This window comes from Streptomyces sp. NPDC054786, assembly GCF_053611685.1.
Genome location: NZ_JBSHAW010000019.1, coordinates 137,723 through 158,495, shown reverse-complemented (window position 1 = coordinate 158,495; position 20,773 = coordinate 137,723). Strand labels below are relative to the sequence as shown.

Sequence of the window (20,773 nt, the reverse complement as noted above, 5' to 3'; positions counted from 1 at the left end):
GGGGTGAGGGAAGGCCGGTGGGGGTGCTCGTGGAGGGTCCGGCGCGCCTCGTAGATCACTTGGAAACGGCCACGTCGGTGGCCCGCCCCCACCCACGTTCACTTTCTCCACTCACGGGAGGGGACGGGCCGGAGGGGCCGGTGTGTGGGACGTAAAGCGAAGCAGTCCCACACACCGGCCCCGGAGGTCCGTCACCGCACCCACAGCCCCGCGCAGCGGACCCCGCCCGCCGCAGGCGCAACGGCGAACAACCACCACGGCGGGACAGCCAAAAACGTGGGAAGCAAGGCAAAGCGCAGCGGAACGTCAATCCTTGGCCAGCCAACGCCGGGCCCGTAGCCCCATCCGTTCATCGGTGGCCACCGAGGCGGCGCCGGTGGTGACCGTTTCGTAGACGGCGAGGATGTCGGCGCCGACGGTGGACCAGTCGAAGCGGCGTACATGGCGGGTGCCGCGTTCGCGCAGCTCCGCGAGGCGTGCGGGGTCGCCGAGGAGGCGTACCGCGGCCGTGGCCAGGGCGTCCGCGTCCTCGTTGGTGAACAGTTCACCGGCCTCGCCCTGGTCCAGGACCTGGGCGAAGGCGTCGAGGTCGCTGGCCAGCACGGGTGCCCCGGCCGACATCGCCTCGACGAGGATGATGCCGAAGGACTCGCCGCCCGTGTTGGGCGCGACGTAGACATCGACGCTGCGCAGCAGCCGGGCCTTGTCCTCGTCGCTGACCATGCCGAGGAACTCGACCCGGGAGCGCATCTCGGCGGGCAGCGCCGCGACCGCCTCCTCCTCGTCGCCGCGTCCGGCGACCAGCAGCCGGGCGTCCGGTACCTCGGCCAGGATCGCGGGCAGCGCCTTCATCAGGACCGGCAGGCCCTTGCGCGGTTCGTCGATCCGGCCGATGAAGCCGATCGTTTTGCCCTGCCACTCGGCCTTGGGCCCGGCCGAGGCGAAGAAGTCGACATCCACGCCGTTGGGGATGACCACGGCATCGCCGCCGAGGTGCTCGACGAGCGTGCGGCGGGCGTATTCGCTCACCGCGATGCGTGCGCTGATCTTCTCCAGGGCGGGCTGCAGGATCGGATACGCGGCGATCATGGCCCGCGAGCGCGGGTTGGAGGTGTGGAACGTCGCCACGATCGGGCCCTGTGCCGCCCAGCAGGCGAGCAGACCGAGCGAGGGCGAGGCCGGTTCGTGGATGTGGATGACGTCGAAGGCGCCGTGCTGCAGCCAGCGGCGCACCCGGGCCGCGGAGAGGAACCCGAAGTTGAGCCGGGCGACCGAGCCGTTGTACGGGACGGGGACGGCGCGGCCGGCGGAGACGACGTACGGCGGCAGGGGGGTCTCGTCGTCCGCGGGGGCGAGGACGGAGACCTCGTGGCCGAGCCGGATCAGATGGTCGGCCAGGTCCCGGATGTGGAACTGCACGCCGCCGGGGACGTCCCAGGCGTACGGGCAGACGATGCCGATCTTCACGCGGTCTCCGTTCCGGACGCCTCGGGGCCGCCCGGTGCGCCGGACTCCTCGCGCGGCTCCAGGTCGGCGAGCCAGAGCCGCTGCAGCATGTGCCAGTCCTCGGGGTGGTCGGCGATGCCGGAGGCGAACGCGTCGGCGAGCGCCTGGGTCATCTGGGCGGCCCGCTCGGCGCGGGTGCCGGTCTCCGGTGCCTCGATCTCCGGGTAGATGCGGCCGCGCATCACAGCGGTGTCGTCGTACCAGAGCGTGACGGGCAGCAGCATGGCACCGGTCTGGAGGGCGAGCACCGCCGGGCCGGCCGGCATCTTCGTGGCCTCTCCGAAGAACTTGACCTCTATCCCGGAGGCGGACAGATCACGGTCGGCGACCAGGCAGACCAGGCCACCGGCCCGCAGCCGCCGGGCGAGCGTGCCGAAGGCGGAGCCGCCGGTGTGCGGCAGCACCTCCATGCCCAGGCCCTCTCGGTAGGCGACGAAGCGGTCGTAGAGGGATTCCGGCTTGAGACGCTGGGCGACGGTGGTGAAGGGGACACCGAGTTTGGTGGTGACCCAGGCACCGGCGAGGTCGTAGTTGCCCATGTGCGGCAGCGCGAGGACGACGCCGCGGTCGCTCTTGAGTCCCTCCTCCAGATGGTGCACGTCCTCGGGCACGAAGCCGGTCCTTATCCGGTCCTTGCTCCAGGCCGGCAGCCGGAAGGACTCCATCCAGTAGCGCATGTACGAGCGCATCCCGGCCCGGGAGAGCTCGGCGAGCCGCTGCGGTGTGGCGTCCGGGACGACCCGGGCGAGGTTCGCCTCCAGCCGCAGGACGCCCTTGCCGCGGCGCTTCCAGACCATGTCGGCGATCCGGCGGCCGAGCCGTACGGCGGCGCCCTCGGGCAGTTTCTTGACGGTGCTCCAGCCCAGCGCGTAGAGCGCATCCGTCAGTTTGCCGGTGTCGAACCGCGGCCGGCGGGTCCTGCCTGGACTCATGCGCTGTTTCCCCCTTGTGCCATGGCATCGGCCTCGGCCGACTCCCGTCGTACCGTCACCACGCGCTGCCCGAGGGTGACGACGCTGCCGACGCCGACGATCCACAGGGCGATCGGCAGCAGAATCTCGACGCCGGGTACCCCGAAGGCGTGCAGACCCGACAACCCGCAGGCGACCAGCGTGATGACCAGCCGCTCGGCGCGCTCCACCAGACCGTTGACGTTCACCGGCAGCCCGATGGCCTCGCCGCGCGCCTTGGTGTACGAGACCACCTGGCCGCTGGCGAGGCAGAAGATCGCCATCGCACAGAGCATCAGACTGTCGCCGCGCCCCGCGTACCACAGGGCGAGAGCACCGAAGATCGCCGAGTCGGCGACCCGGTCGAGGGTGGAGTCGAGAAAAGCCCCCCAACGGCTGGAGCGCCCCAGCTGCCGCGCCATGTTGCCGTCGACCAGGTCGGAGAAGACGAACAGGGTGATGACGATCGTGCCCCAGAAGAATTCGCCCAGCGGGTAGAAGACCAGGGCGCCGGCCACCACGCCTCCGGTCCCGACGAGAGTGACCGCGTCCGGGCTGACGCCGATACGGATGAGCAGGGCGGCGAACGGCGTGAGAACACGCGTGAAGAATGCACGCGCGTACTTGTTCAGCATGGCCTTCCCGGAGGTCGATACGGGCCGCGAGGTCAAGGGGCCACCGGCTGGCCCATCGTAGCCAGGAGGTCTTGGGCCACCACGAACGCATCGCGGCGCAGAGTGCATCCCACGGCTCGGGGACGCCCTCGCGCGCCCGGGGGCGCGCCCGGGGGCTCCACGGGCGGTGCCACAGGACCCTTGGGAGCACCGGCTCCGTGCGCCATGTATGGACGCATCATGACCTCGGTGGAAAGCTCGAATCACCGCAAAGTGTCGACCTGGAGGCGAGACACATGAGCGAGAAACCGAGTACACACCCAGGAGCCGCCGGCAGGGCATCAACGGCCGGCCAGCCCACGTCCCTGCGGAATGTGGTGCTGGTCGGCCACAGCGGATCGGGGAAGACCACCTTGGTCGAGGCCCTCGCGCTGGCATCCGGCGCGGTCAACCGGGCGGGCCGGGTCGAGGACGGCGGCTGTCTGTCCGACTACGACGAGATCGAGCACCGCCAGCAACGCTCCGTACAGCTCTCCCTGGTCCCGGTGGACTGGGGCGGAGTCAAGATCAATATCTTGGACACCCCCGGATACGCCGATTTCGTCGGGGAACTCAGGGCCGGTCTGCGCGCAGCGGACGCGGCCCTTTTCGTTGTCTCGGCGGCTGACGGCGTGGCCGGCGCGACCCGGATGGTCTGGGACGAGTGCGCGGCCGTCGGCATGCCGCGCGCGCTGGTCGTCACGCACCTGGAGGCGTCCCGCGCCGACTTCGACGAGATGACCGAGCTCTGCCGGACCTCGTTCGGCGGCGAGGACCCGGACGCCGTCGTCCCCCTCTACCTCCCGCTGTACGGAACACCGGGCGCCGACGGCCACTCCCCCGTACACGGCCTGATCGGCCTGCTCACCCAACGGGTCTTCGACTACTCCTCCGGCGAGCGCACCGAACGCGCACCGACGGAGGACGAGCTGCCGCAGATCGAGGCGGCCCGCAACCGCCTCATCGAGGCGATCATCGCCGAGAGCGAGGACGAGTCCTTGATGGACCGCTACCTCGGCGGCGAGGAGATCGATCTCAAGACCCTCATCGGGGACCTGGAGACGGCGGTCGCCCGCGGCACGTTCCACCCCGTGCTGGCCGCGGCCCCGGCCGCCGAGGGCTCCAAGCAGGGGCTGGGCACCGTGGAGCTGCTGGAACTGATCAGCGGCGGCTTCCCGACCCCCGCGGAGCGCGAGGCACCCGCCGTGACCAGCCCGGACGGCGCCGCGCGCCCGGCGCTGAGCTGTGACCCCGCAGGCCCGCTCGCGGCCGAGGTGGTCAAGACCTCCTCCGACCCGTACGTCGGCCGGATCTCCCTCGTCCGCGTCTTCTCCGGCACCCTGCGCCCGGACGAGACGGTGCATGTATCCGGCCACGGGCTGCAGGACCGGGGGCACGAGGACCACGACGTCGACGAGCGGGTCGGCGCGCTGTCCACCCCGTTCGGCAAGCAGCAGCGCCCACTGCCCAAGGCCATCGCCGGCGATCTGGCCTGTGTGGCGAAGCTGACCCGCGCCGAGACCGGCGACACCCTGTCCGGCAAGGGCAGCCCGCTGCTGATGGAGCCCTGGACGATGCCGGACCCGCTGCTTCCGGTCGCCATCCAGGCACACAGCAAGGCCGACGAGGACAAGCTGTCGCAGGGCCTTGCCCGCCTGGTCGCGGAGGATCCGACGATGCGCCTGGAGCACAATCAGGACACCCATCAGGTGGTCCTGTGGTGCCTGGGCGAGGCACATGTCGATGTCGCACTGGAACGGCTGCGGGCCCGCTACGGCGTCCAGGTGGACACGGTCGCGCACAAGGTGTCGCTGCGGGAGACCTTCGGCGCCCCCGCAGCGGGCCGCGGGCGCCATGTGAAGCAGTCCGGCGGCCACGGCCAGTTCGCGATCTGCGAGATCGAGATCGAACCGCTCCCGGGCGGCTCCGGCATCGAGTTCGTGGACAAGGTCGTGGGCGGCGCGGTGCCCCGGCAGTTCATCCCCTCCGTGGAGAAGGGCGTACGCGCCCAGGCCGAGCGCGGGGTCGCCGCCGGACATCCGCTCGTCGACATCCGCGTCACGCTGCTCGACGGCAAGGCGCACTCGGTCGACTCCTCGGACGCCGCGTTCCAGATGGCGGGCGCGCTGGCGCTGCGCGAGGCCGCCGGCGACGTCCGGATCGAACTCCTCGAACCGGTGTCCGAGGTGAGCGTGATGGTTCCGGACGATTTCGTCGGCCAGGTGATGAGCGATCTGTCGGGGCGCCGCGGCCGGGTCGTGGGTACGGAGCAGTCAGGGGCGGGCCGCACCGTGGTGCGGGCCGAGGTGCCCGAGATCGAGATCGACCGGTACGCCATCGATCTTCGCTCCCTCTCCCACGGCACCGGGCGGTTCTCCCGCGCTCACCTGCGGCATGAGCCGATGCCGCCGCCGCTCGCCGACAAGTGGCGGGAACAGGCCGAGAACGGCGCATAGTTAACGGCGGATCAGCCGTTGGAGCGGTCGCTGTCCAGCTCAACTCCCCCGGGCTGGACGGCGGCTGTACGCTGAGTGCCTGCCGTTGAACCGGGGGCGACGGCAGGACACGAGGTCACGGGCTCGAACACCGGCCCTCAGCAGGTGTGCCGTCGGCGGAAGTCGGGAAGAGCCGCATCATCGGATGCGTGCGGTGTGGGGGGCGGTAGTGGCAGACGGCTTTGACTTCAGTCCCGGGGCTCAGGTCCCGCTCTCGGGGAGCGCCGGGCAGACGGCGGCGACCCAGGCGCTGGCCTCGGCCGCCTACCGTGACAGCCCGCTCGCCGATATCTCCAAGGCCGACTCCGACTCCGGCAAGTCCGCGATCAAGAAGCCCAAGCTGTCGCTGTTCGCGCCCAATCTCGGCGAGGCGTTCTCGCGTGCGGTGCAGGTGCGGATGCTCGGCGGGGGGCGCGCCGCGCTCATCCAGTCCTTCGGGACCGAGCCGCAGACCATCGTCGAGCACTGTCTGTCCGCGACCCGCGTGCGCAAGCAGCGGGACGCCAAGCTGACGCTGCTGATGGTGCTGTTCGGACTGCTGTTCCTGCCCGGTGTGCTGCTGTGGCTGGGTGTCTTCCAGCTGCGGAAGATGCTCGCCAAGGACGGTGCGGGCAAGGGCCTGTCCCTGATCGGCGGACTGCTGCTGACGGTGCTGGGCGTCCTCGCCGTGTTCTTCATGATCAAGCTGCCGTTCAACGGCTTCTGGCCGATGTACGCCCGCGCCATGGTCGTCGCCCCGATGATCGGCTGGTGGCTGGCCAAGCAGATCTGCGAGAAGACCGCGGTGGCCATGCGGGAGTCGTGGAAGGGGCTGCTCGAGGGCGGCGGCGTGGCCGCGAAGATCCCCGAGGCGGTGCCCCAGGACCCGAACCAGATCGCCGCCGAAACCCTCCGGCAGAATCTCGCCAAAATCTCCGCCGAGCAGAGCAGCAACGTGGTCTTCTACGCCGGCCCCAAGGGCATACTCGGCATGGGTACGCGCTGGGGCAGTTGGCAGCTCGCGGAGGAGCTCACGCCGGCGCAGGAAGGCAGCGAGATCCACCCGTTCCGCAGCTGGGACGTCATCCGGGCGATCCACGACAAGCTGCGGCTGCTGGAGCGCAGTCCGCTGCACACCGGCGGATTCCCTGCGCCGTCCGTACGCCACTGGATCGTCTCGTCGGTCGGGGAGAAGGCCGCCGCCGTCACCCGCCCCGAGGGCACCCATGTGCAGGCGTACCAGATCCGCGGGCACGAGATAGAGCGGATCTGCAACGAGCAGCAGTTCGGCAGCGGCAACCGTCACTACCTCGGCGTCCAGTTCGTCCTGTGGGACGGCCAGTTGGTGATCACCCTGATGATCACCGTCACGGTGCTGCACGAGACCCTGCGCATCGAAGTGACCGGCCACGCCCTCGGCCCGGTCAACGGCCTGTTCACGACCAAGCCCGAGCCCAAGACCAAGGACGTCGCCAAGGTCGTCAAGTTCTGGGAGACCAAGACCCAGCACCTCCCGCTCATCGAGCCGCAAGAGGTGGTCCGGCTCGCCGCGCGCGCCCCGCTGACCTGGTTCCCGCCGGTCCTGGACTTCCTCGGCGGCAATCTGACCCTCCCCGAGCCGTTCGGCCTGCGGCACGTCTGGGCCGACAAGCCCTGGCGCCACCGCTTCATGGCCGATGACGCGCTGCGTGCCGCGACCCCGGTGCTGCGCTCGGTCCACGCCGCCGCGATGAGCGTCCTCAAGGAGAACGGCGTGGACACCGAGCGCTTCACCAACCGGTCCCTGGTGCTCAGCGGCATGGTCCAGGGAGTGGAGCCGCAGAAGGCGGACGAGTACAACGCCTAGGCCCGCCTAGGCCTCATCCGCCCAGTGGGGCTCACGGGCTAGCGGAAGATGCCCGTGTGCCCCAGGGAGTAGCGCCCCGGCTGTGGGTAGACCGCCAGCCCGTGCGGGCCCTGGCCGACGCGGATCTTGGCCAGGGTTTTGCCGGTACGGGTGTCCAGCGCGTAGACCTCGGAGTTGTAGCGGCCGGACAGCCACAGGACCTTGCCGTCGGTGGACAGGCCGCCCATGTCGGGGCTGCCGCCGCCGCGGATGTGCCACTTGTCGACGAGCGCACCGGTCCTGAGGTCGAGCCGGGAGATGGAGCCCTCGCCGCGGTTGGAGACGTACATGTAGCGCGAGTCGCGGCTGACGTAGAGGCCGTGGGCACCCTTGCCGGTCGGCATGAGCTTGGGCTGGGCGAAGGTGTCGCCGTTCAGGATCCAGATGCCGTCGGCCATCATGTCGGCGATGTACCAGGTCTTGCCGTCCGGGGAGATCTTCACGTCCTGCGGCATCGCCCCCTCGAACGGCAGCTTCTCCTTGCCGATGACCTTCATCTTCTCGGTGTCGACCTTGAGCAGCTCACCGGAGAACTCGCAGGAGACGATGAAGTACCGCCCGTCCGGCGAGAAGTCGGCGTGGTTGACGCCGCCGCAGTTGACCGGCAGCGTCCTGCGGATCTCCATGGTGTGCGGGTCGCGGAAGACCAACTGCCGGTCCATCGAGGCCATCACGATGGCGTACTTCCCGTTGGGCGTGAAGTAGAGGTTGTACGGGTCGTGGACCTTGACGGGCTTGCCGGCCTTGCCGGTGGCGGGGTCGATGGGGGTGAGGTCGTGCCCCCGGTTGTTGTTGACCCAGAGCGTCTTCAGGTCCCAGGACGGCACGACGTGCTGCGGCTGTACGCCCACCGGAATGGTCTCGATGACCTTGTAGGTCTTCGGGTCGATGACGCTGACCGTGTCGGAGCCGGTGTTGGGGACATAGATCCGCGAGGGGAAGTCCTTGACCTGCGGCGCCAGCCGGCCCGGCCGGTCCGCCGCGTAGAGGTCGTGCTCGTCCAGCAGCGGCGGCATCCCGGGCAGGCCCGGCTTGGCGGCGTTGACCGGCGCGCGTTCGACCGGCCGCGGGCTGTGCCCGGCCGGTTCGCTCTCGCCGCCGCCACAGCCCGCCGCCACCAGCGCGCAGGCCACGGCGAGCAGCGCGGCCCGGTGGCGCGCGCGGAGACGGGGACGGTCGTGGGTACGGTTCCGGTCAGCCATCAGGTCACTAGCTCCGTTGTCGTCACCGCGCGCAGACCGCGTCGGCGGAGGCCGTCGAGGATCGGGGGCAGCGCCGCCACCGTGCCGGCGTGCCCGAGGTGGAGGCTCACGACCGAGCCCGGCTCGACCGCGTCCAGGACCGTGCGCCGGACGGCCGGGGCTCCGGGGTCGCTCGCGTCGAGGGAGTCGACGTCGTAGGACAGGACGTGCGGATAGCCGGCCTTGCGGGCCAGGGCGGTCACCAGGTCCGTGGCCCGCTGGGTCTGCGAGGGACGGAACCAGCTGCCGATGGTTCCGGTGAGGGCGCGCAGCCGGTCGGCGCACCGGGTGATCTCGGCGTAGGCCTCGGCGGCCGGGAGGGCGCAGATGTTGCGGTGGTGCATGGTGTGATTGCCCAGCTCATGGCCGCCGTCGAGGATCCGGCGGGCCATCGCGGGCTGCGCGTCGAGCCAGTCGCCGATGGCGAGCACGGTGACCTTGGCCCCGGCCCGCTCGGCCTCGCCGAGGAGGGCGGTCGCCATCTTGGGGTCGCCCCTGCCGTGGAAGGTCAGCGCGACCGCATGCCCCCGCCGCGGCCCGTGGGCGATCTGTACGGGCAGGCCGGGCACCCTGGTCGGTGGCCGGGCGGCGTGTGCCCGGACGGGTGGGGCCTGGCCCGCAGGGGAAGCGCTCGGCCCGCCGGCGGACCGTACGGCGCCGGCGTCCTCGTCCCGGTGCGGGTCGCAGCCCGACACCAGCGCACCGGCGGCCGCGGCCGAGGCGGCCGCGCGCAGCACGGAGCGACGGTCTAGGGAAGTCACCACCCCATTAGAGAGGCAACTAATCCGGATTAGTGCGATCTGTCCGATTCATTCGGGTGCGTGTCGCCTCGGCCACCGGCCCCGGACGAGACCGGAGGCGCTCTACGCGGGCCAGGCGTCCGCGAGCATCGTCCGTGTGTCGGCGAGGAGTTGGGGCAGCACCTTGGTGTGCCCGACCACCGGCATGAAGTTGGTGTCGCCGCCCCAGCGCGGGACGACATGCTGGTGGAGATGGGCCGCGATCCCGGCGCCGGCGACGGTGCCCTGGTTCATCCCGATGTTGAAGCCGTGCGCCCCGGAGGCGGTGCGCAGCGCGGTCATCGCCCGCTTCGTCAGCTCGGCCAGCTCCGCGGTCTCCGGTACGTCCAGCTCCGTGTAGTCGGCGACGTGCCGGAACGGGACGATCATGAGGTGACCGCCGTTGTACGGGTACAGGTTCAGCACCGCGTAGACATGCTCGCCGCGCGCGATCACGAGGCCGTCCTCGTCCGACTTCGCGGGGATCGTGCAGAACGGACAGCCGTCGCCGGCACCCGGGCCGGTCGGCTTGTTCTCACCCTGGATGTAAGCCATCCGGTGGGGCGTCCACAGGCGCTGGAAGGCGTCCTGCGTCCCGACTCCGATCTGCTGCTCCGGCTCGCTTGTCATACGGGCCAGCATATGGCTTCGCCCGTTGGCGCCGTGTCGTTGGGGCGCATACCGTAGCCCGCTCCGCGATGCTGAGCCGGTGGACAGGGAGCAGCGGCTGTGGGACTGGGAGCGAAGCGCCCAGCCGTATCTCCTTGCCGCCTCCCTCCTCTTCCTCACCTCCTACGCGGTACGGGTCCTGGTCCCCGGCCTCTCCCCCGGCTGGCGGACCTGGTGGGAGCTGGTCACCGTCGTCAGCTGGAGCTTCTTCGTCGTCGAATATCTGGCGCGGCTGGCGTTCAGCAACGACCGGCGGCACTTTCTGCGCACCCGCTGGCTGGATCTGATCGTGACCGTACTGCCCCTGCTGCGGCCGCTGCGGATCATCGACATGCACGAGCGGATGCAGCGGCGCCGGGACCACCCGCGGCTCGTCCTCGAAGCGCGGGTGATGGCGTACACCGGGCTCACCTCGCTGCTGCTGGGCTTCGCCGCCAGCCTGGCCGTCTACCACGACGAGCGGTCCGCCCCGGGCGCGAACATCCACACCTTCGGCGACGCGGTGTGGTGGGCCTGCTCGACGCTGACGACGACGGGGTACGGCGATGCCACCCCCGTCACCGCGCGCGGCCGGGTGGTCGCGGTGGCGCTGATGTTCGTCGGGGTGGCGCTGGTCGGTGCGGTGGTGGGCTCCTTCTCCTCCTGGCTGCTGCGCCGCTTCCGGCAGGAGGGCGAGACATGACGGAGCCCCGGAGAGCGGTCGCTCTCCGGGGCCCTGTTGCTCACCTGGCGGGCGTCACACCTGGGCGCGACGCTCCACGACGTCGAGGATCTCGGCGATCGCCTCGTCGCGCGGAATGCCGTTCTTCTGCGACCCGTCGCGGTAGCGGAAGGAGACCGCGCCGTTGGCGACGTCCTCGTCACCGGCGATGATCATGAACGGGACCTTGGCCTTCTGCGCGTTCCTGATCTTCTTCTGCATCCGGTCCGACGAGGAGTCCACCTCGATCCGCAGCCCCTTGGCCTTCGCCTGTGCGGCGAAGTCCTGCAGATACGGGACATGCGCATCGCCGATCGGGATACCGGTCGCCTGGACCGGCGCCAGCCATGCCGGGAACGCACCCGCGTAGTGCTCCAGCAGCACCGCGAAGAACCGCTCGATGGAACCGAACAGCGCGCGGTGGACCATCACCGGACGCTGCTTGGTGCCGTCGGCCGCGGTGTACTCCAGGTCGAACCGCTCCGGCAGGTTGAAGTCCAGCTGGACGGTCGACATCTGCCACGTACGGCCGATGGCGTCCTTGGTCTGCACGGAGATCTTCGGGCCGTAGAACGCGGCGCCGCCCGGGTCCGGGACCAGCGGCAGCCCCTGCTTCTCGGCCACCTTCCGCAGCGTCTCGGTGGCCTCCTCCCATGCCTCGTCCGAGCCGACGAACTTCTCCGGGTCCTTGGTGGAGAGCTCCAGGTAGAAGTCGGTCAGACCGTAATCGCGCAGCAGGTCGAGGACGAAGGTGAGCGTGGCGTCCAGCTCGTCCGCCATCTGCTCCTTGGTGCAGTAGATGTGCGCGTCGTCCTGGGTGAAGCCGCGGGCGCGGGTGAGGCCGTGCACGACGCCCGACTTCTCGTACCGGTACACGGTCCCGAACTCGAAGAGGCGCAGCGGCAGTTCACGGTACGAACGGCCGCGCGCGTCGAAGATCAGGTTGTGCATCGGGCAGTTCATGGGCTTGAGGTAGTAGTCCACGCCCTCGTCGAGCTGCATGGGCGGGTACATGCCGTCGGCGTACCAGTCCAGGTGGCCCGACTTCTCGAACAGCTTCCCCTTGGTGGCGTGGGGGGTATAGACGAACTCGTACCCCGACTCCTCGTGACGCCGGCGGGAGTAGTCCTCCATGACCCGGCGGATGATGCCGCCCTTGGGGTGGAAGACCGCCAGGCCCGAACCGATGTCCTCGGGAATGGAGAACAGGTCGAGCTCCGCACCGAGCTTGCGGTGGTCGCGCTTCTCGGCCTCGGCGAGGAACTCCAGGTGCGCCTTGAGCTCGTCCTTGGTCGGCCAGGCGGTGCCGTAGATCCGCTGCAGCTGCTTGTTCTTCTCGCTGCCGCGCCAGTAGGCGGCGGCCGAGCGCATCAGCTTGAACGCCGGGATGGCACGGGTGCTGGGGAGGTGCGGACCGCGGCACAGGTCCTTCCAGCACAGCTCGCCGGTCTTGGCGTCGAGGTTGTCGTAGATGGTCAGCTCGCCGGCGCCGACCTCGGCGGAGGCGCCCTCGGCGGCGTCCGCGGCCGAGCCCTTGAGCCCGATCAGCTCGATCTTGTACGGCTCGTCGGCCAGCTCCTCGCGCGCGGCGTCATCGCTGACCGACCGGCGCGCGAACTTCTGCCCCCGCTTCTGGATCTCCTGCATCTTCTTCTCGATGCGCTTGAGATCGTCGGGGTGGAACGGGGTCTCGACGTCGAAGTCGTAGTAGAAGCCGTCCTTGATCGGCGGACCGATGCCGAGCTTCGCCTGCGGGAACAGCTCCTGGACGGCCTGCGCCATCACATGCGCGGTGGAGTGCCGCAGGATGTTCAGACCGTCCTCGGAGGTGATCTCGACGGGCTCGACCGCGTCGCCGTCGGCGACCTCGTACGCCAGATCCTTCAGCTCTCCGGCCACCCGCGCGGCCACGACGCTGCGCTCGCCCTGGAAGAGGTCGGCGGCCGTAGTGCCCGTGGTCACCACGCGTTCTTCCCGCTCGGAATCGCGTTGGACGGTCACACGGACGTCTGACACCGGTCTCTCCTGACTCATGTCTCTTCACGTCAGCGATTGCTGCGCAGCCGAATCGTACCGATCCACCGGACCCGACCGCGAAACGGTTTCACCACCCCGGCTCGAAAGCCGCTATTCCTCGGCGCCGCACGCCTCCTCGAAAAAGTCGAGGTTCTCCTGCAGCGACTTCAGCAGCCGGTCCCGCTCCGCCTCGTCGACCTGTACGGGCGTGACATCACGGCCGCCGGTGATCCGGCGGAACCCGCCCCGGCTCTCCAGCCGCCCGCTCACCCGGATGGGCAGTCCCACCAGGTGCGCATGCCCGGCGATGCGGTAGTCCTCCTCCCCCAGCGCGACCCGCACCTGGACCACATCCGCCCCGGTGATCACCCGCAGCCGCGCCGTGCCGGGCCCGCCCGGCCGCTCCCTGCGCAGCCGTATCACCGCGCCGGTCACCCGGACCGGCAGCGACGGCTCATCGCGGACGTAACGCTGGGCGGCCTGCTGCAGCGCGGGCAGATCGCCGGGCGAGAACTCCACCGGCTCGGGGCGGGCCGGGCAGCCTGCCGGGACCCCGGCCCCCGGCGACCACTCGACCGCGATCCGCACCCCCTCCGCGTCCCGCACCAGCGCGATCAGTGCCTGGACCAGCTCATGGCAGACCCCCAGCTCGACGGCCGCGTCGTAGGCCTCCATACCGCCGGTGGCCCGCTGGTAGTCGGTGGCGTCGCGGACCGCGTGCAGCGCCCGCTGCAGCCCGGCGACCGCACTGCGCCCGCCGTGCACCGGGACGAACGCGGTCAGCCGGCGCCCGGCCGCCGCCGGACCGACCAGCACCTCGCCCATGAACCCCTCGGCCTGCCGTTTGTGCCGGGCGCCGTAGTAGCCGGCCCGGCCGTACGTCCCCAGCGCCCCGGCGATCAGCATCGAGCGGGCCGCGCCGCGCAGCTGTTCCTGCGCGATCCAGTACGCGGCCCCCGAGCCGCCGTCGGGGACCTCGCGCTCCCAGCGCACCTCGTCGCTGGGCACCGCGAGCCCCACCAGCACCTCGCGGGCGGAGGACGAGGAGCTCTGCGCCAGCGCCGCCAGCGCCTCCGCGAGCAGCTCCCCGCTGTCGGGGAAGCGGCGGTCGTGCGGCACCAGCAGGCTGGTGCCGCCGGCCCCGCCGGGCGGCGTCCACCGGGCGTAGTGGCCCGCGGCCCCGCCCCGGCGCCGCCAGCCGTGCCGGGCCAGCAGCGCGCTGAGCACCGCCGGATCGAGCTGCGCGGGATCCAGGAGCCGCGCATCGTATTCGTCGGTCGGCCGGTACATCAGGGTCTCCCTCCCGCCCCGACCCGCGTCATGATCTCGCAGAGCGCTCGGTCGTCGAAGATCCGCGCGGTCGGGATCCGCACGGTGGTCCTGCGCCGGCCGGTCACCGGATGGCCGGCCAGATTGATCCAGTAGCAGCAGTGCCGCAGTTCGAGACGGTCGTGGCCGGCCCGCAGCCAGTCCTCCTGGGTCCGTGGGACCAGCATCACGACCAGGATCTTGTGTACCGATACGGGCGTACGGGCCAGCTTCACCAGATGGTCGTTGTCGAGCGTGAAGGCGAAGGTCGGCCCCGGCGGGCGGGGTGCGGTCTGGTAGGTGCACTTGAGCTGCACCTTGATGGTGACTTCGTCGTCGACGGTGTGGCCGGGCGCGCCATGGCTGACGTGCCAGTCGATTCCGTTGTCCGGGAAGGGCTGCGCCAGCGAACATCCGGAGGCGGCGGCGACCGCGTGCAGATAGCCCACCTGGAGGGTCTCCATGCAGGCCGTGGTGGCGAGTCCGCCGCGCTGCGGTGTGGTCAGCTGGGGCAGCAGCCCGCCCGGTTCGGGCTGCGCGAGCGTCATCGCGGGGGTGCCTTCCGGGCTGTGCCGATCGATGTGAGTGGATGACGGGGAGAAGGCGGAGCGCGTCGGCCCGTCCCTCTGGTTGTCTCCGCGTCAAGTGGTCCGCAAACAAAGACGGTTCGACCACCGCGCGGCTCGGGTATCACCAGCTCGGGTGGCGCGCATGTCATCCCCTGTACGAGCGCGAGGAGTTGGGATGATGCCGTGCTGGTATGACGGTCCACTTGCCGCCTTCGACACCGAGACCACGGGGATCGATGTCGAGCGCGACCGCATCGTCTCCGCCGCCCTGGTGGTCCAGGAGACACCGCGTTCCGCGCCCCGGATCACCCGTTGGCTGATCAACCCGGGCGTCGAGATACCCGAGGCCGCCACGGCGGTACACGGCCTGACGGCCGACCATCTCGCGCTGCACGGCCGCTGGCCCGCGCCGGTGCTGGAGGAGGTCGCGCGCGCCCTGGCCGCCCAGTCGGTGGCCGGGCGCCCGCTGGTCGTGATGAACGCCCCGTTCGATCTCACCCTCCTGGAACGCGAGTTGAAGCGGCACCGCGCCAGCTCGCTCGGCGCCTACCTGGGCGCCCATCCGCTGCGCATCCTCGATCCCCACGTCCTCGACAAACACCTGGACCGCTACCGCAAGGGCCGCCGTACGCTCACCGACCTGTGCGCGCACTACGAGGTCGAGCTGACGGACGCCCATGAGGCGGCCGCCGACGCGCTCGCCGCGCTGCACGTCGTCCGGGCGCTGGGGCACCGCTACGCGGACCGCCTGGAGGGGCTGCAGCCGGCGGAGCTGCACACCCGCCAGGCGCTCTGGTACGCCGCCCAGGCGCGCGGGCTGCAGGCCTGGTTCGCCCGCAGCGGCAACCCCGAAACCGTTGATCCGCATTGGCCGCTGCGTCCCGAACTCCCCGCCGCGGCCTGATCCCTCATCAGCAATTCCGGAGCGACCGGCAAAGGCGCCGGACGGAATTCCCGGTGCCGTGTTCTCCAACAAAAAGAACCGGGCCGCTTTTTGGCGGCCCGGTTCTTGATCCCGGTGGGCGATACTGGGTTCGAACCAGTGACCTCTTCGGTGTGAACGAAGCGCTCTCCCACTGAGCTAATCGCCCGGGCGTCGACGAGGTTTCCCTCGCGAACGAGCAGAACAATACAGGCCGCCCGGGCCTTCCATCAAATTCCTGTTCCGCCGCGGTCCCGGACCGCCGGGCCCGGGCACCTCATCCGCGGGCCAGCCAGGCGGCAAGACCGCGGCGCCCGGCCCGCATCATCAGCGCGTGATTGGCGAGGAACACCGGCCGGCCGAGCAGCGCGAACCGCCGCAGCAGCGGCTTGCAGACCTCGACGTCCTGCTCGAAGACGGCGCGGGTGCCGCCGGCGCCGGGCACCACCGTCCAGCGCGCCCAGCCGGCCAGGTCTCCGCGCATCTCTATCTCCAGCACTCCCGCTCCCGGGTCCCGTACGCGCTCGCTCGCCACGACCGTCAGGTCGTACGGCAGCAGCGACCGGAAGCGGGCGGTGCCGCTGCGGTCGTCGAGCGGGTTCACCTCGCGGACCTGGGGCCACCACCGGGGGTATGCCTCGGCGCGTTCGAGGACGGCGTAGACGACGGTCGGCGGGGCGTTGAGCAGCCATACGCTGCGGAAGCGGTAGCGATGCAGTCGGCGAGACCAGGCGGGCATGATCCCAGTGTGCGCCCCAGCGGGGCGCGCGCACCCAACAACAGCGACAGCCCGGAGACTTGAAGTCTCCGGGCCGTCGTCCGGGGTGGGCGATACTGGGTTCGAACCAGTGACCTCTTCGGTGTGAACGAAGCGCTCTCCCACTGAGCTAATCGCCCGGGCGCACCGCCAACATTACCCCACGTCGGCGGGCGGTTCCGACCATGCCGACATCACTCGGAGACGTGCCACGGCATCGCGAAGCCGAACTTCCAGACATAGACCGCGAGCGCCGCGGCGATGATCACCAGGCCGATGGTGGTCAGAATGATGTTGCGTCGCCGCACCGCCGGATCGAGTGCCTTCTGGGCCGCTTCCGTGACCTTCCGCTTGGTCCAGCGCAGCACCAACTGGGCCCAGACGAATTCCGTCGCCCAGATCGCCATACCGCCGAAGATCACCAGCCAGCCCGGCCCCGGCAGCGGCAGCATGATCACGCCGCCCACCACGACCGCGAGGCCGACGACGAAGACGCCGACCTGCCAGCTCAGATGCAGCGGCCGGGAGCGCTTGATGAAGTGCGGCGCTCTCGAACCGAGCGGCTGCTCGGCCGGAGCGGCGTCCTCCTCCACCGTTCCGGGCCCCCCGTTACTCTGCGTATTCATACCCACAAACTTACCGGACGGGATGGGTCCGGCGGAATTACCGCCGAGGACGATCTCGCAATCCGCCGGAAGAGGTACCTGAAGCCACACAAAACCGTCAGAGGGGTTTACAACGGCACCGTAGGTGGCATGTCGATTTCGCCGACGTGCGAATCCCCGAGCGCACACTGAGCGAAAGGCCCTGGCGCTTATGAACACCACGGTCAGCTGCGAGCTGCACCTGCGCCTCGTTGTGTCGAGCGAGTCCTCACTGCCTGTACCCGCGGGCCTGCGGTATGACACGGCCGATCCCTATGCCGTGCATGCCACCTTCCATACCGGAGCCGAGGAGACTGTCGAGTGGGTTTTCGCCCGCGATCTCCTCGCCGAGGGCCTGCACCGGCCCACAGGCACCGGAGACGTCCGTGTATGGCCGTCCCGGAGCCACGGACAGGGCGTTGTCTGCATCGCCCTGAGCTCGCCGGAAGGCGAAGCCCTGCTCGAGGCGCCCGCACGGGCTCTCGAGTCGTTCCTCAAAAGGACCGATGCCGCCGTACCACCCGGTACGGAGCACCGGCATTTTGATCTCGACACCGAGCTCTCCCACATTCTCGCGGAGAGCTGAGACGCAGACCGGTTACCGAAAGCACCCAACCGCTCACGCTTGCGTCCGTCCGACTCGGGGAGACGGCGCAGGACCGACAAGTTCATACGGCACACTTCGGCGTCGTCGCCGCGGACCCACCGCGGAGTCGGCGCTGAAGCTTGTTCCAGGCGCTAGAGTCGGCGACCATTCGGCAACGACACCAGGGGCGGTACCCGTCCGGCCCCACCCTGCCAGGGAGCGGAACCGTGATGATCAGCCATGACACCCGGTGCGCGCTGGAAGCGGTCGTCGATCTGCTGAACACCGCTCCGGAGGGCGAATCGCCCGGAGCGCCGGACAGCCTGACCGACCTCGCGGGCCTTGAGGACTTCGTCCGGCGCAACGACGTCAGCGACGTGGGTCCGCTCGGTGCCGGCGACCTGGCGGCCGTACGGTCCGTCCGCGCGCGGTTCGCGCGGATCTTCGCGGCCGATGACGACCGCACCGCGGCCGAACAGCTGAACTCGCTGGTCGCCTCGGCGGGCACCACACCGCAGCTGACCGATCACGACGGGTACGACTGGCACGTCCACTACTTCGCGCCGGGCGCGTCGGTCGCCGAGCATCTGGCCGCGGACGGCGGGATGGCGCTGGCCTTCATCGTCGTCGCCGGGGAGCGCGAGCGGCTGCGGCACTGCGAGGCGCCGGACTGCCGGCATGCCTTCGTCGACCTCTCCCGCAACCGCTCCCGGCGCTACTGCGACAGCCGCACCTGCGGAAACCGGCTACATGTCGCGGCCTACCGGGCTCGGCGGCGGGAGGCCGCAGCGGGCTGAGCGCCGGTCGCGGCGCCCCGGCAGGGCGCGGAGCGGCGGCACCTACCGCCTCACAGGAGAAAAAGGTCGTGCACTGCCCCGAGAAGGAGCAGAAAGCCGATGACGGCGAGGAAGAGCATCAGCGGCGGCTGGGACAGCGCGAACAGGCAACCGCGCGGTTCGGGGGACGGGGCGTCGTCTTGGGCGAGGGCGCACTCATCGTTCATCTCGCGCGCATCATGGCGCAGATGATCGTCCCAGTGCGCCCGATAAGCGCCTCAGCAGGGGTAGTTCATCAGATCCCGTGCTTTTTCAGGATCGCTTCGATGTCCGAGAAGTCATCCTTGGGTGCACCGCCCTTGCCCTGAGCGGCCTTCCCCTTGGGGGCCGGCTGCGCCGCACCCCGGGCGGCTCCGAGGGAGGGCGCGGAGGCGGCCGGAGCCACCGCGTCGGACCGGTCGGCCGCCGCGGCCTTGCGCTCCTTGCGGCTGCCGATCCCGCCCCTGCGGCGCTCCACTCCCCTGCTGATCATGAACAGCACGGCGGAGAGCGCGAGCACACCGAAGCCGGCCCAGACCGTGGGCTTGAAGACGATGTTGGTGACCCAGTCGATGACGCCGGTCATCACCAGGCCGACGGGGATCAGGGAAAAAGCGGCGATGCGGGTCGCGGCCAGGAACCGCTTGCGGTAAGCCGTCAGCGCGGCGATGCCCAGGCCCGCTGCCGACACCGCGGCACAGACGGTCGAGGTCAGCATCCGGTCCTCCTGCCGATGATGAGCGAGCAGGCACTCTGCTCCCTTCCATCCTGCCTTGTCCGGCCGCATGGGGGCCATGTTCCGGTGCGGGCTCAGGGACATCTCGGGGTTGCGCTCCTCCGCAGGTCCCGGTTCGGCCACCGGGCCCGGGGTACCACCCGGCGTGAGCAGGGGGAGGGCTGGAAGACTGACTCCCATGAACGACGCCACCGCCTCCGCCGCCCGTACCGACCGCCCCGTTCTGGACGTGTGGTGCGAACTGCAGTGCCCGGACTGCCATGCCGCCCTGGAGGACCAGCGGGCACTGCGGGCGCGTTACGGCGACCGGCTGGACATCCGGCTGCGCCACTTCCCCCTCCCCAAGCACAAGCACGCCTACGTCGCCGCACAGGCCGCCGAGGAGGCGATCGAGCAGGGCCAGGGCCGGCCGTTCATCGAAGCGGTGCTGGCGCGTACCGACGAGCTCGCCGCGCGCGGCGAGAAGCTGCTGCTGGAGATCGCCGGAGAGCTGGGGATGGACGCCGAGGAGCTGGACACCGCGCTGATCGACGGGCGGCATCTGCTGGTCGTCGACGCGGACCAGGCCGAGGGCAAGGCGATCGGGGTGACCGGGACCCCGACGTATGTGATCGGCGGCGAGCGGCTGGACGGCGGCAAGAGCCAGGAGGGGCTGCGCGCCCGTATCGAGGAGATCGCCGACCGGCTGCTGGCCGGCCAGGGCTGAGCCTCATGGGCGCGTTCCGGGCTCCCTCACAGGATCGGCTTCCACAGCAGATACCCGGTGGGCCGGTAGCCCAGCGACGCGTAGAGGCCGAGCGCGGGCGCATTGTCCGCGTAGACGTTGAGGCCGAGGGTGGTGTGGCCGGCGGCGAGGCTCTCGCGCTCGGCGACGAGCATCAGGGTGCGGCCGTGGCCGTGCCCGCGATGGGCGGGCGCGACCCGTAGATCGACGACATAGCCGCCCGGCTGTTCCGGCATCCGCAGGGCGACCCAGATGCTGCCGACGTCAGCCCCGCGATGAGCCAGTACGCGCAGTGCCTGGTCGGGCGTGTCCACACCGTCCGGCAGCAGGGCGCGATGGCCCGCGGCCGAGGTCTCCTCGGCGCGTGCGCGGGGCATCCCCTGGCCCAGCTGCGTACGGACGTGCTCGGCGAGCGCGGCGTCCCGCCAGGCCGGGTACTCCGACTCGGTCAGCGCACGGTCGCTGCTGTCCTCGGGCAGCCGGGGCGGACCGTCGAGGGTTTTGCTCATCGTGCGGCTGCGCTCGGTGTAGCCCAGCGCCGCCGCGAGCCGCCCGGCGGCCGGGGCGCCGGCCGGGACGGTCACCTCGATCTGCCGGCAGCCCCAGCCGCGCAGCACTTCCTCGGCGGCGAGTGCGGCGACCGTGGCGCGGCCGCGTTGCCGGTCCGGCGCCTCGATGGTCAGCTCCGCGATCCGGCCGGCCGCGGGGCCGAACCGGGCGTCCGTCGTCAGCCGGATCCCGCCGACCCGGCGGCTGTTGACGCAGATGTCGTACGGCCGGGCCCGGCGCCCGTCGTCGTGTCGTTCTTCCGGTCCCGCGGGGCGCAGCGTTGTCGTCAC

At 70.5% G+C, this 20,773-nt stretch carries 21 protein-coding genes and 2 tRNA genes; 7 read left to right on the top strand and 16 right to left on the bottom strand.

Translation table 11 applies throughout. The features are described 5' to 3' along the window. Window positions 1-306 precede the first annotated feature (306 nt). From ACWGI6_RS18090 to pgsA, 3 genes are read right to left on the bottom strand one after another with little or no spacing between them, the layout of a single operon-like run. Window positions 307-1,467 (bottom strand): glycosyltransferase family 4 protein, encoded by a 1,161-nt coding sequence (locus tag ACWGI6_RS18090; protein WP_453268410.1) that lies wholly within the window; start codon window positions 1,465-1,467, stop codon window positions 307-309. Continuing rightward, window positions 1,464-2,438 (bottom strand): phosphatidylinositol mannoside acyltransferase, encoded by a 975-nt coding sequence (locus ACWGI6_RS18085; protein WP_453268409.1) that lies wholly within the window; start codon window positions 2,436-2,438, stop codon window positions 1,464-1,466. The genes ACWGI6_RS18090 and ACWGI6_RS18085 overlap by 4 nt, the downstream gene beginning before the upstream one ends. After that, window positions 2,435-3,091, bottom strand: a complete 657-nt coding sequence (gene pgsA / locus ACWGI6_RS18080; protein WP_453268408.1) for a phosphatidylinositol phosphate synthase — start codon at window positions 3,089-3,091, stop codon at window positions 2,435-2,437. Before pgsA ends, ACWGI6_RS18085 begins: the two co-directional genes overlap by 4 nt. Window positions 3,092-3,366: 275 nt before the next feature. Here pgsA and ACWGI6_RS18075 point away from each other — a divergent pair, with 275 nt between their 5' ends. Further along, entirely contained in the window at window positions 3,367-5,565 is a 2,199-nt protein-coding gene (locus tag ACWGI6_RS18075) for an elongation factor G-like protein EF-G2 (protein ID WP_453268407.1), read from the top strand. Window positions 5,566-5,749: 184 nt separating this feature from the next. Next, window positions 5,750-7,429 (top strand): hypothetical protein, encoded by a 1,680-nt coding sequence (locus ACWGI6_RS18070; RefSeq protein ID WP_453268406.1) that lies wholly within the window; start codon window positions 5,750-5,752, stop codon window positions 7,427-7,429. A 38-nt stretch (window positions 7,430-7,467) separates the two neighbouring features. Here ACWGI6_RS18070 and ACWGI6_RS18065 read toward each other — a convergent pair whose 3' ends face one another. The 3 genes from ACWGI6_RS18065 to ACWGI6_RS18055 all read right to left on the bottom strand — a co-directional run bounded on the left by ACWGI6_RS18065 (window position 7,468) and on the right by ACWGI6_RS18055 (window position 10,130). Then, entirely contained in the window at window positions 7,468-8,670 is a 1,203-nt protein-coding gene (locus ACWGI6_RS18065; RefSeq protein WP_453268405.1) for a YncE family protein, read from the bottom strand. Next, window positions 8,670-9,470: a polysaccharide deacetylase family protein gene (locus ACWGI6_RS18060; protein ID WP_453268404.1), complete on the bottom strand. Its 801-nt coding sequence runs from the start codon at window positions 9,468-9,470 to the stop codon at window positions 8,670-8,672. The genes ACWGI6_RS18065 and ACWGI6_RS18060 overlap by 1 nt, the downstream gene beginning before the upstream one ends. A gap of 102 nt (window positions 9,471-9,572) precedes the next feature. After that, window positions 9,573-10,130: an HIT family protein gene (locus ACWGI6_RS18055; RefSeq protein WP_453268403.1), complete on the bottom strand. Its 558-nt coding sequence runs from the start codon at window positions 10,128-10,130 to the stop codon at window positions 9,573-9,575. A 67-nt stretch (window positions 10,131-10,197) separates the two neighbouring features. On the opposite strand from ACWGI6_RS18055, the gene ACWGI6_RS18050 reads away from it, so the two are divergent. Beyond that, window positions 10,198-10,839: a potassium channel family protein gene (locus tag ACWGI6_RS18050; protein WP_453268402.1), complete on the top strand. Its 642-nt coding sequence runs from the start codon at window positions 10,198-10,200 to the stop codon at window positions 10,837-10,839. Window positions 10,840-10,893: 54 nt separating this feature from the next. On the opposite strand, the gene thrS is transcribed toward ACWGI6_RS18050, so the two are convergent. From thrS to ACWGI6_RS18035, 3 genes are all read right to left on the bottom strand, one after another. Beyond that, complete coding sequence (thrS, locus tag ACWGI6_RS18045; RefSeq protein ID WP_453268401.1) at window positions 10,894-12,873, bottom strand: threonine--tRNA ligase; 1,980 nt, start codon at window positions 12,871-12,873, stop codon at window positions 10,894-10,896. Window positions 12,874-12,984: 111 nt separating this feature from the next. Further along, window positions 12,985-14,163, bottom strand: coding sequence for a hypothetical protein (locus tag ACWGI6_RS18040; protein ID WP_453268400.1), 1,179 nt, complete (start codon window positions 14,161-14,163; stop codon window positions 12,985-12,987). Then, entirely contained in the window at window positions 14,163-14,729 is a 567-nt protein-coding gene (locus tag ACWGI6_RS18035; RefSeq protein WP_453268399.1) for a DUF4365 domain-containing protein, read from the bottom strand. The genes ACWGI6_RS18040 and ACWGI6_RS18035 overlap by 1 nt, the downstream gene beginning before the upstream one ends. A 199-nt stretch (window positions 14,730-14,928) precedes the next feature. Here ACWGI6_RS18035 and ACWGI6_RS18030 point away from each other — a divergent pair, with 199 nt between their 5' ends. Continuing rightward, window positions 14,929-15,654 (top strand): exonuclease domain-containing protein, encoded by a 726-nt coding sequence (locus ACWGI6_RS18030; protein WP_453268415.1) that lies wholly within the window; start codon window positions 14,929-14,931, stop codon window positions 15,652-15,654. Window positions 15,655-15,769: 115 nt separating this feature from the next. On the opposite strand, the gene ACWGI6_RS18025 is transcribed toward ACWGI6_RS18030, so the two are convergent. From ACWGI6_RS18025 to ACWGI6_RS18010, 4 genes are all read right to left on the bottom strand, one after another. After that, window positions 15,770-15,841 (bottom strand) — tRNA-Val (locus ACWGI6_RS18025). 108 nt (window positions 15,842-15,949) lie between these two features. Further along, a complete protein-coding gene (locus ACWGI6_RS18020; RefSeq protein ID WP_393906114.1) occupies window positions 15,950-16,411 on the bottom strand; it encodes an SRPBCC family protein in 462 nt (153 codons plus the stop codon). Window positions 16,412-16,497: 86 nt separating this feature from the next. After that, window positions 16,498-16,569, bottom strand: a tRNA-Val gene (locus tag ACWGI6_RS18015). Between the two features lie 54 nt (window positions 16,570-16,623). Beyond that, a complete protein-coding gene (locus ACWGI6_RS18010; RefSeq protein WP_453268398.1) occupies window positions 16,624-17,055 on the bottom strand; it encodes a TIGR02611 family protein in 432 nt (143 codons plus the stop codon). Window positions 17,056-17,245: 190 nt separating this feature from the next. On the opposite strand from ACWGI6_RS18010, the gene ACWGI6_RS18005 reads away from it, so the two are divergent. Together ACWGI6_RS18005 and ACWGI6_RS18000 are read left to right on the top strand one after the other, a co-directional pair. After that, entirely contained in the window at window positions 17,246-17,659 is a 414-nt protein-coding gene (locus ACWGI6_RS18005; protein WP_003959770.1) for an SsgA family sporulation/cell division regulator, read from the top strand. A gap of 227 nt (window positions 17,660-17,886) precedes the next feature. Further along, complete coding sequence (locus ACWGI6_RS18000; RefSeq protein ID WP_453268397.1) at window positions 17,887-18,456, top strand: CGNR zinc finger domain-containing protein; 570 nt, start codon at window positions 17,887-17,889, stop codon at window positions 18,454-18,456. 50 nt (window positions 18,457-18,506) lie between these two features. On the opposite strand, the gene ACWGI6_RS17995 is transcribed toward ACWGI6_RS18000, so the two are convergent. Then, window positions 18,507-18,662 (bottom strand): hypothetical protein, encoded by a 156-nt coding sequence (locus ACWGI6_RS17995; RefSeq protein WP_018087659.1) that lies wholly within the window; start codon window positions 18,660-18,662, stop codon window positions 18,507-18,509. A gap of 68 nt (window positions 18,663-18,730) precedes the next feature. Further along, complete coding sequence (locus ACWGI6_RS17990) at window positions 18,731-19,192, bottom strand: hypothetical protein (RefSeq protein ID WP_393906117.1); 462 nt, start codon at window positions 19,190-19,192, stop codon at window positions 18,731-18,733. Window positions 19,193-19,388: 196 nt separating this feature from the next. Between ACWGI6_RS17990 and ACWGI6_RS17985 the strand changes: the two genes are divergently transcribed. Further along, entirely contained in the window at window positions 19,389-19,916 is a 528-nt protein-coding gene (locus ACWGI6_RS17985) for a DsbA family protein (protein ID WP_453268396.1), read from the top strand. 26 nt (window positions 19,917-19,942) lie between these two features. Here ACWGI6_RS17985 and ACWGI6_RS17980 read toward each other — a convergent pair whose 3' ends face one another. After that, a complete protein-coding gene (locus ACWGI6_RS17980) occupies window positions 19,943-20,773 on the bottom strand; it encodes a GNAT family N-acetyltransferase (protein ID WP_453268395.1) in 831 nt (276 codons plus the stop codon).

What these genes read in the sequence shown, in the direction of transcription:
- ACWGI6_RS18085 (WP_453268409.1), bottom strand. Translation starts at nt 2,438, where the DNA reads ATGAGTCCAGGCAGGACCCGCCGGCCGCGGTTCGACACCGGCAAACTG.
- pgsA (WP_453268408.1), bottom strand. Translation starts at nt 3,091, where the DNA reads ATGCTGAACAAGTACGCGCGTGCATTCTTCACGCGTGTTCTCACGCCG.
- ACWGI6_RS18075 (WP_453268407.1), top strand. Translation starts at nt 3,367, where the DNA reads ATGAGCGAGAAACCGAGTACACACCCAGGAGCCGCCGGCAGGGCATCA.
- ACWGI6_RS18070 (WP_453268406.1), top strand. Translation starts at nt 5,750, where the DNA reads ATGCGTGCGGTGTGGGGGGCGGTAGTGGCAGACGGCTTTGACTTCAGT.
- ACWGI6_RS18065 (WP_453268405.1), bottom strand. Translation starts at nt 8,670, where the DNA reads ATGGCTGACCGGAACCGTACCCACGACCGTCCCCGTCTCCGCGCGCGC.
- ACWGI6_RS18055 (WP_453268403.1), bottom strand. Translation starts at nt 10,130, where the DNA reads ATGCTGGCCCGTATGACAAGCGAGCCGGAGCAGCAGATCGGAGTCGGG.
- ACWGI6_RS18040 (WP_453268400.1), bottom strand. Translation starts at nt 14,163, where the DNA reads ATGTACCGGCCGACCGACGAATACGATGCGCGGCTCCTGGATCCCGCG.
- ACWGI6_RS18035 (WP_453268399.1), bottom strand. Translation starts at nt 14,729, where the DNA reads ATGACGCTCGCGCAGCCCGAACCGGGCGGGCTGCTGCCCCAGCTGACC.
- ACWGI6_RS18030 (WP_453268415.1), top strand. Translation starts at nt 14,929, where the DNA reads ATGCCGTGCTGGTATGACGGTCCACTTGCCGCCTTCGACACCGAGACC.
- ACWGI6_RS18020 (WP_393906114.1), bottom strand. Translation starts at nt 16,411, where the DNA reads ATGCCCGCCTGGTCTCGCCGACTGCATCGCTACCGCTTCCGCAGCGTA.
- ACWGI6_RS18010 (WP_453268398.1), bottom strand. Translation starts at nt 17,055, where the DNA reads ATGAATACGCAGAGTAACGGGGGGCCCGGAACGGTGGAGGAGGACGCC.
- ACWGI6_RS18005 (WP_003959770.1), top strand. Translation starts at nt 17,246, where the DNA reads ATGAACACCACGGTCAGCTGCGAGCTGCACCTGCGCCTCGTTGTGTCG.
- ACWGI6_RS17995 (WP_018087659.1), bottom strand. Translation starts at nt 18,662, where the DNA reads ATGAACGATGAGTGCGCCCTCGCCCAAGACGACGCCCCGTCCCCCGAA.
- ACWGI6_RS17990 (WP_393906117.1), bottom strand. Translation starts at nt 19,192, where the DNA reads ATGCTGACCTCGACCGTCTGTGCCGCGGTGTCGGCAGCGGGCCTGGGC.
- ACWGI6_RS17985 (WP_453268396.1), top strand. Translation starts at nt 19,389, where the DNA reads ATGAACGACGCCACCGCCTCCGCCGCCCGTACCGACCGCCCCGTTCTG.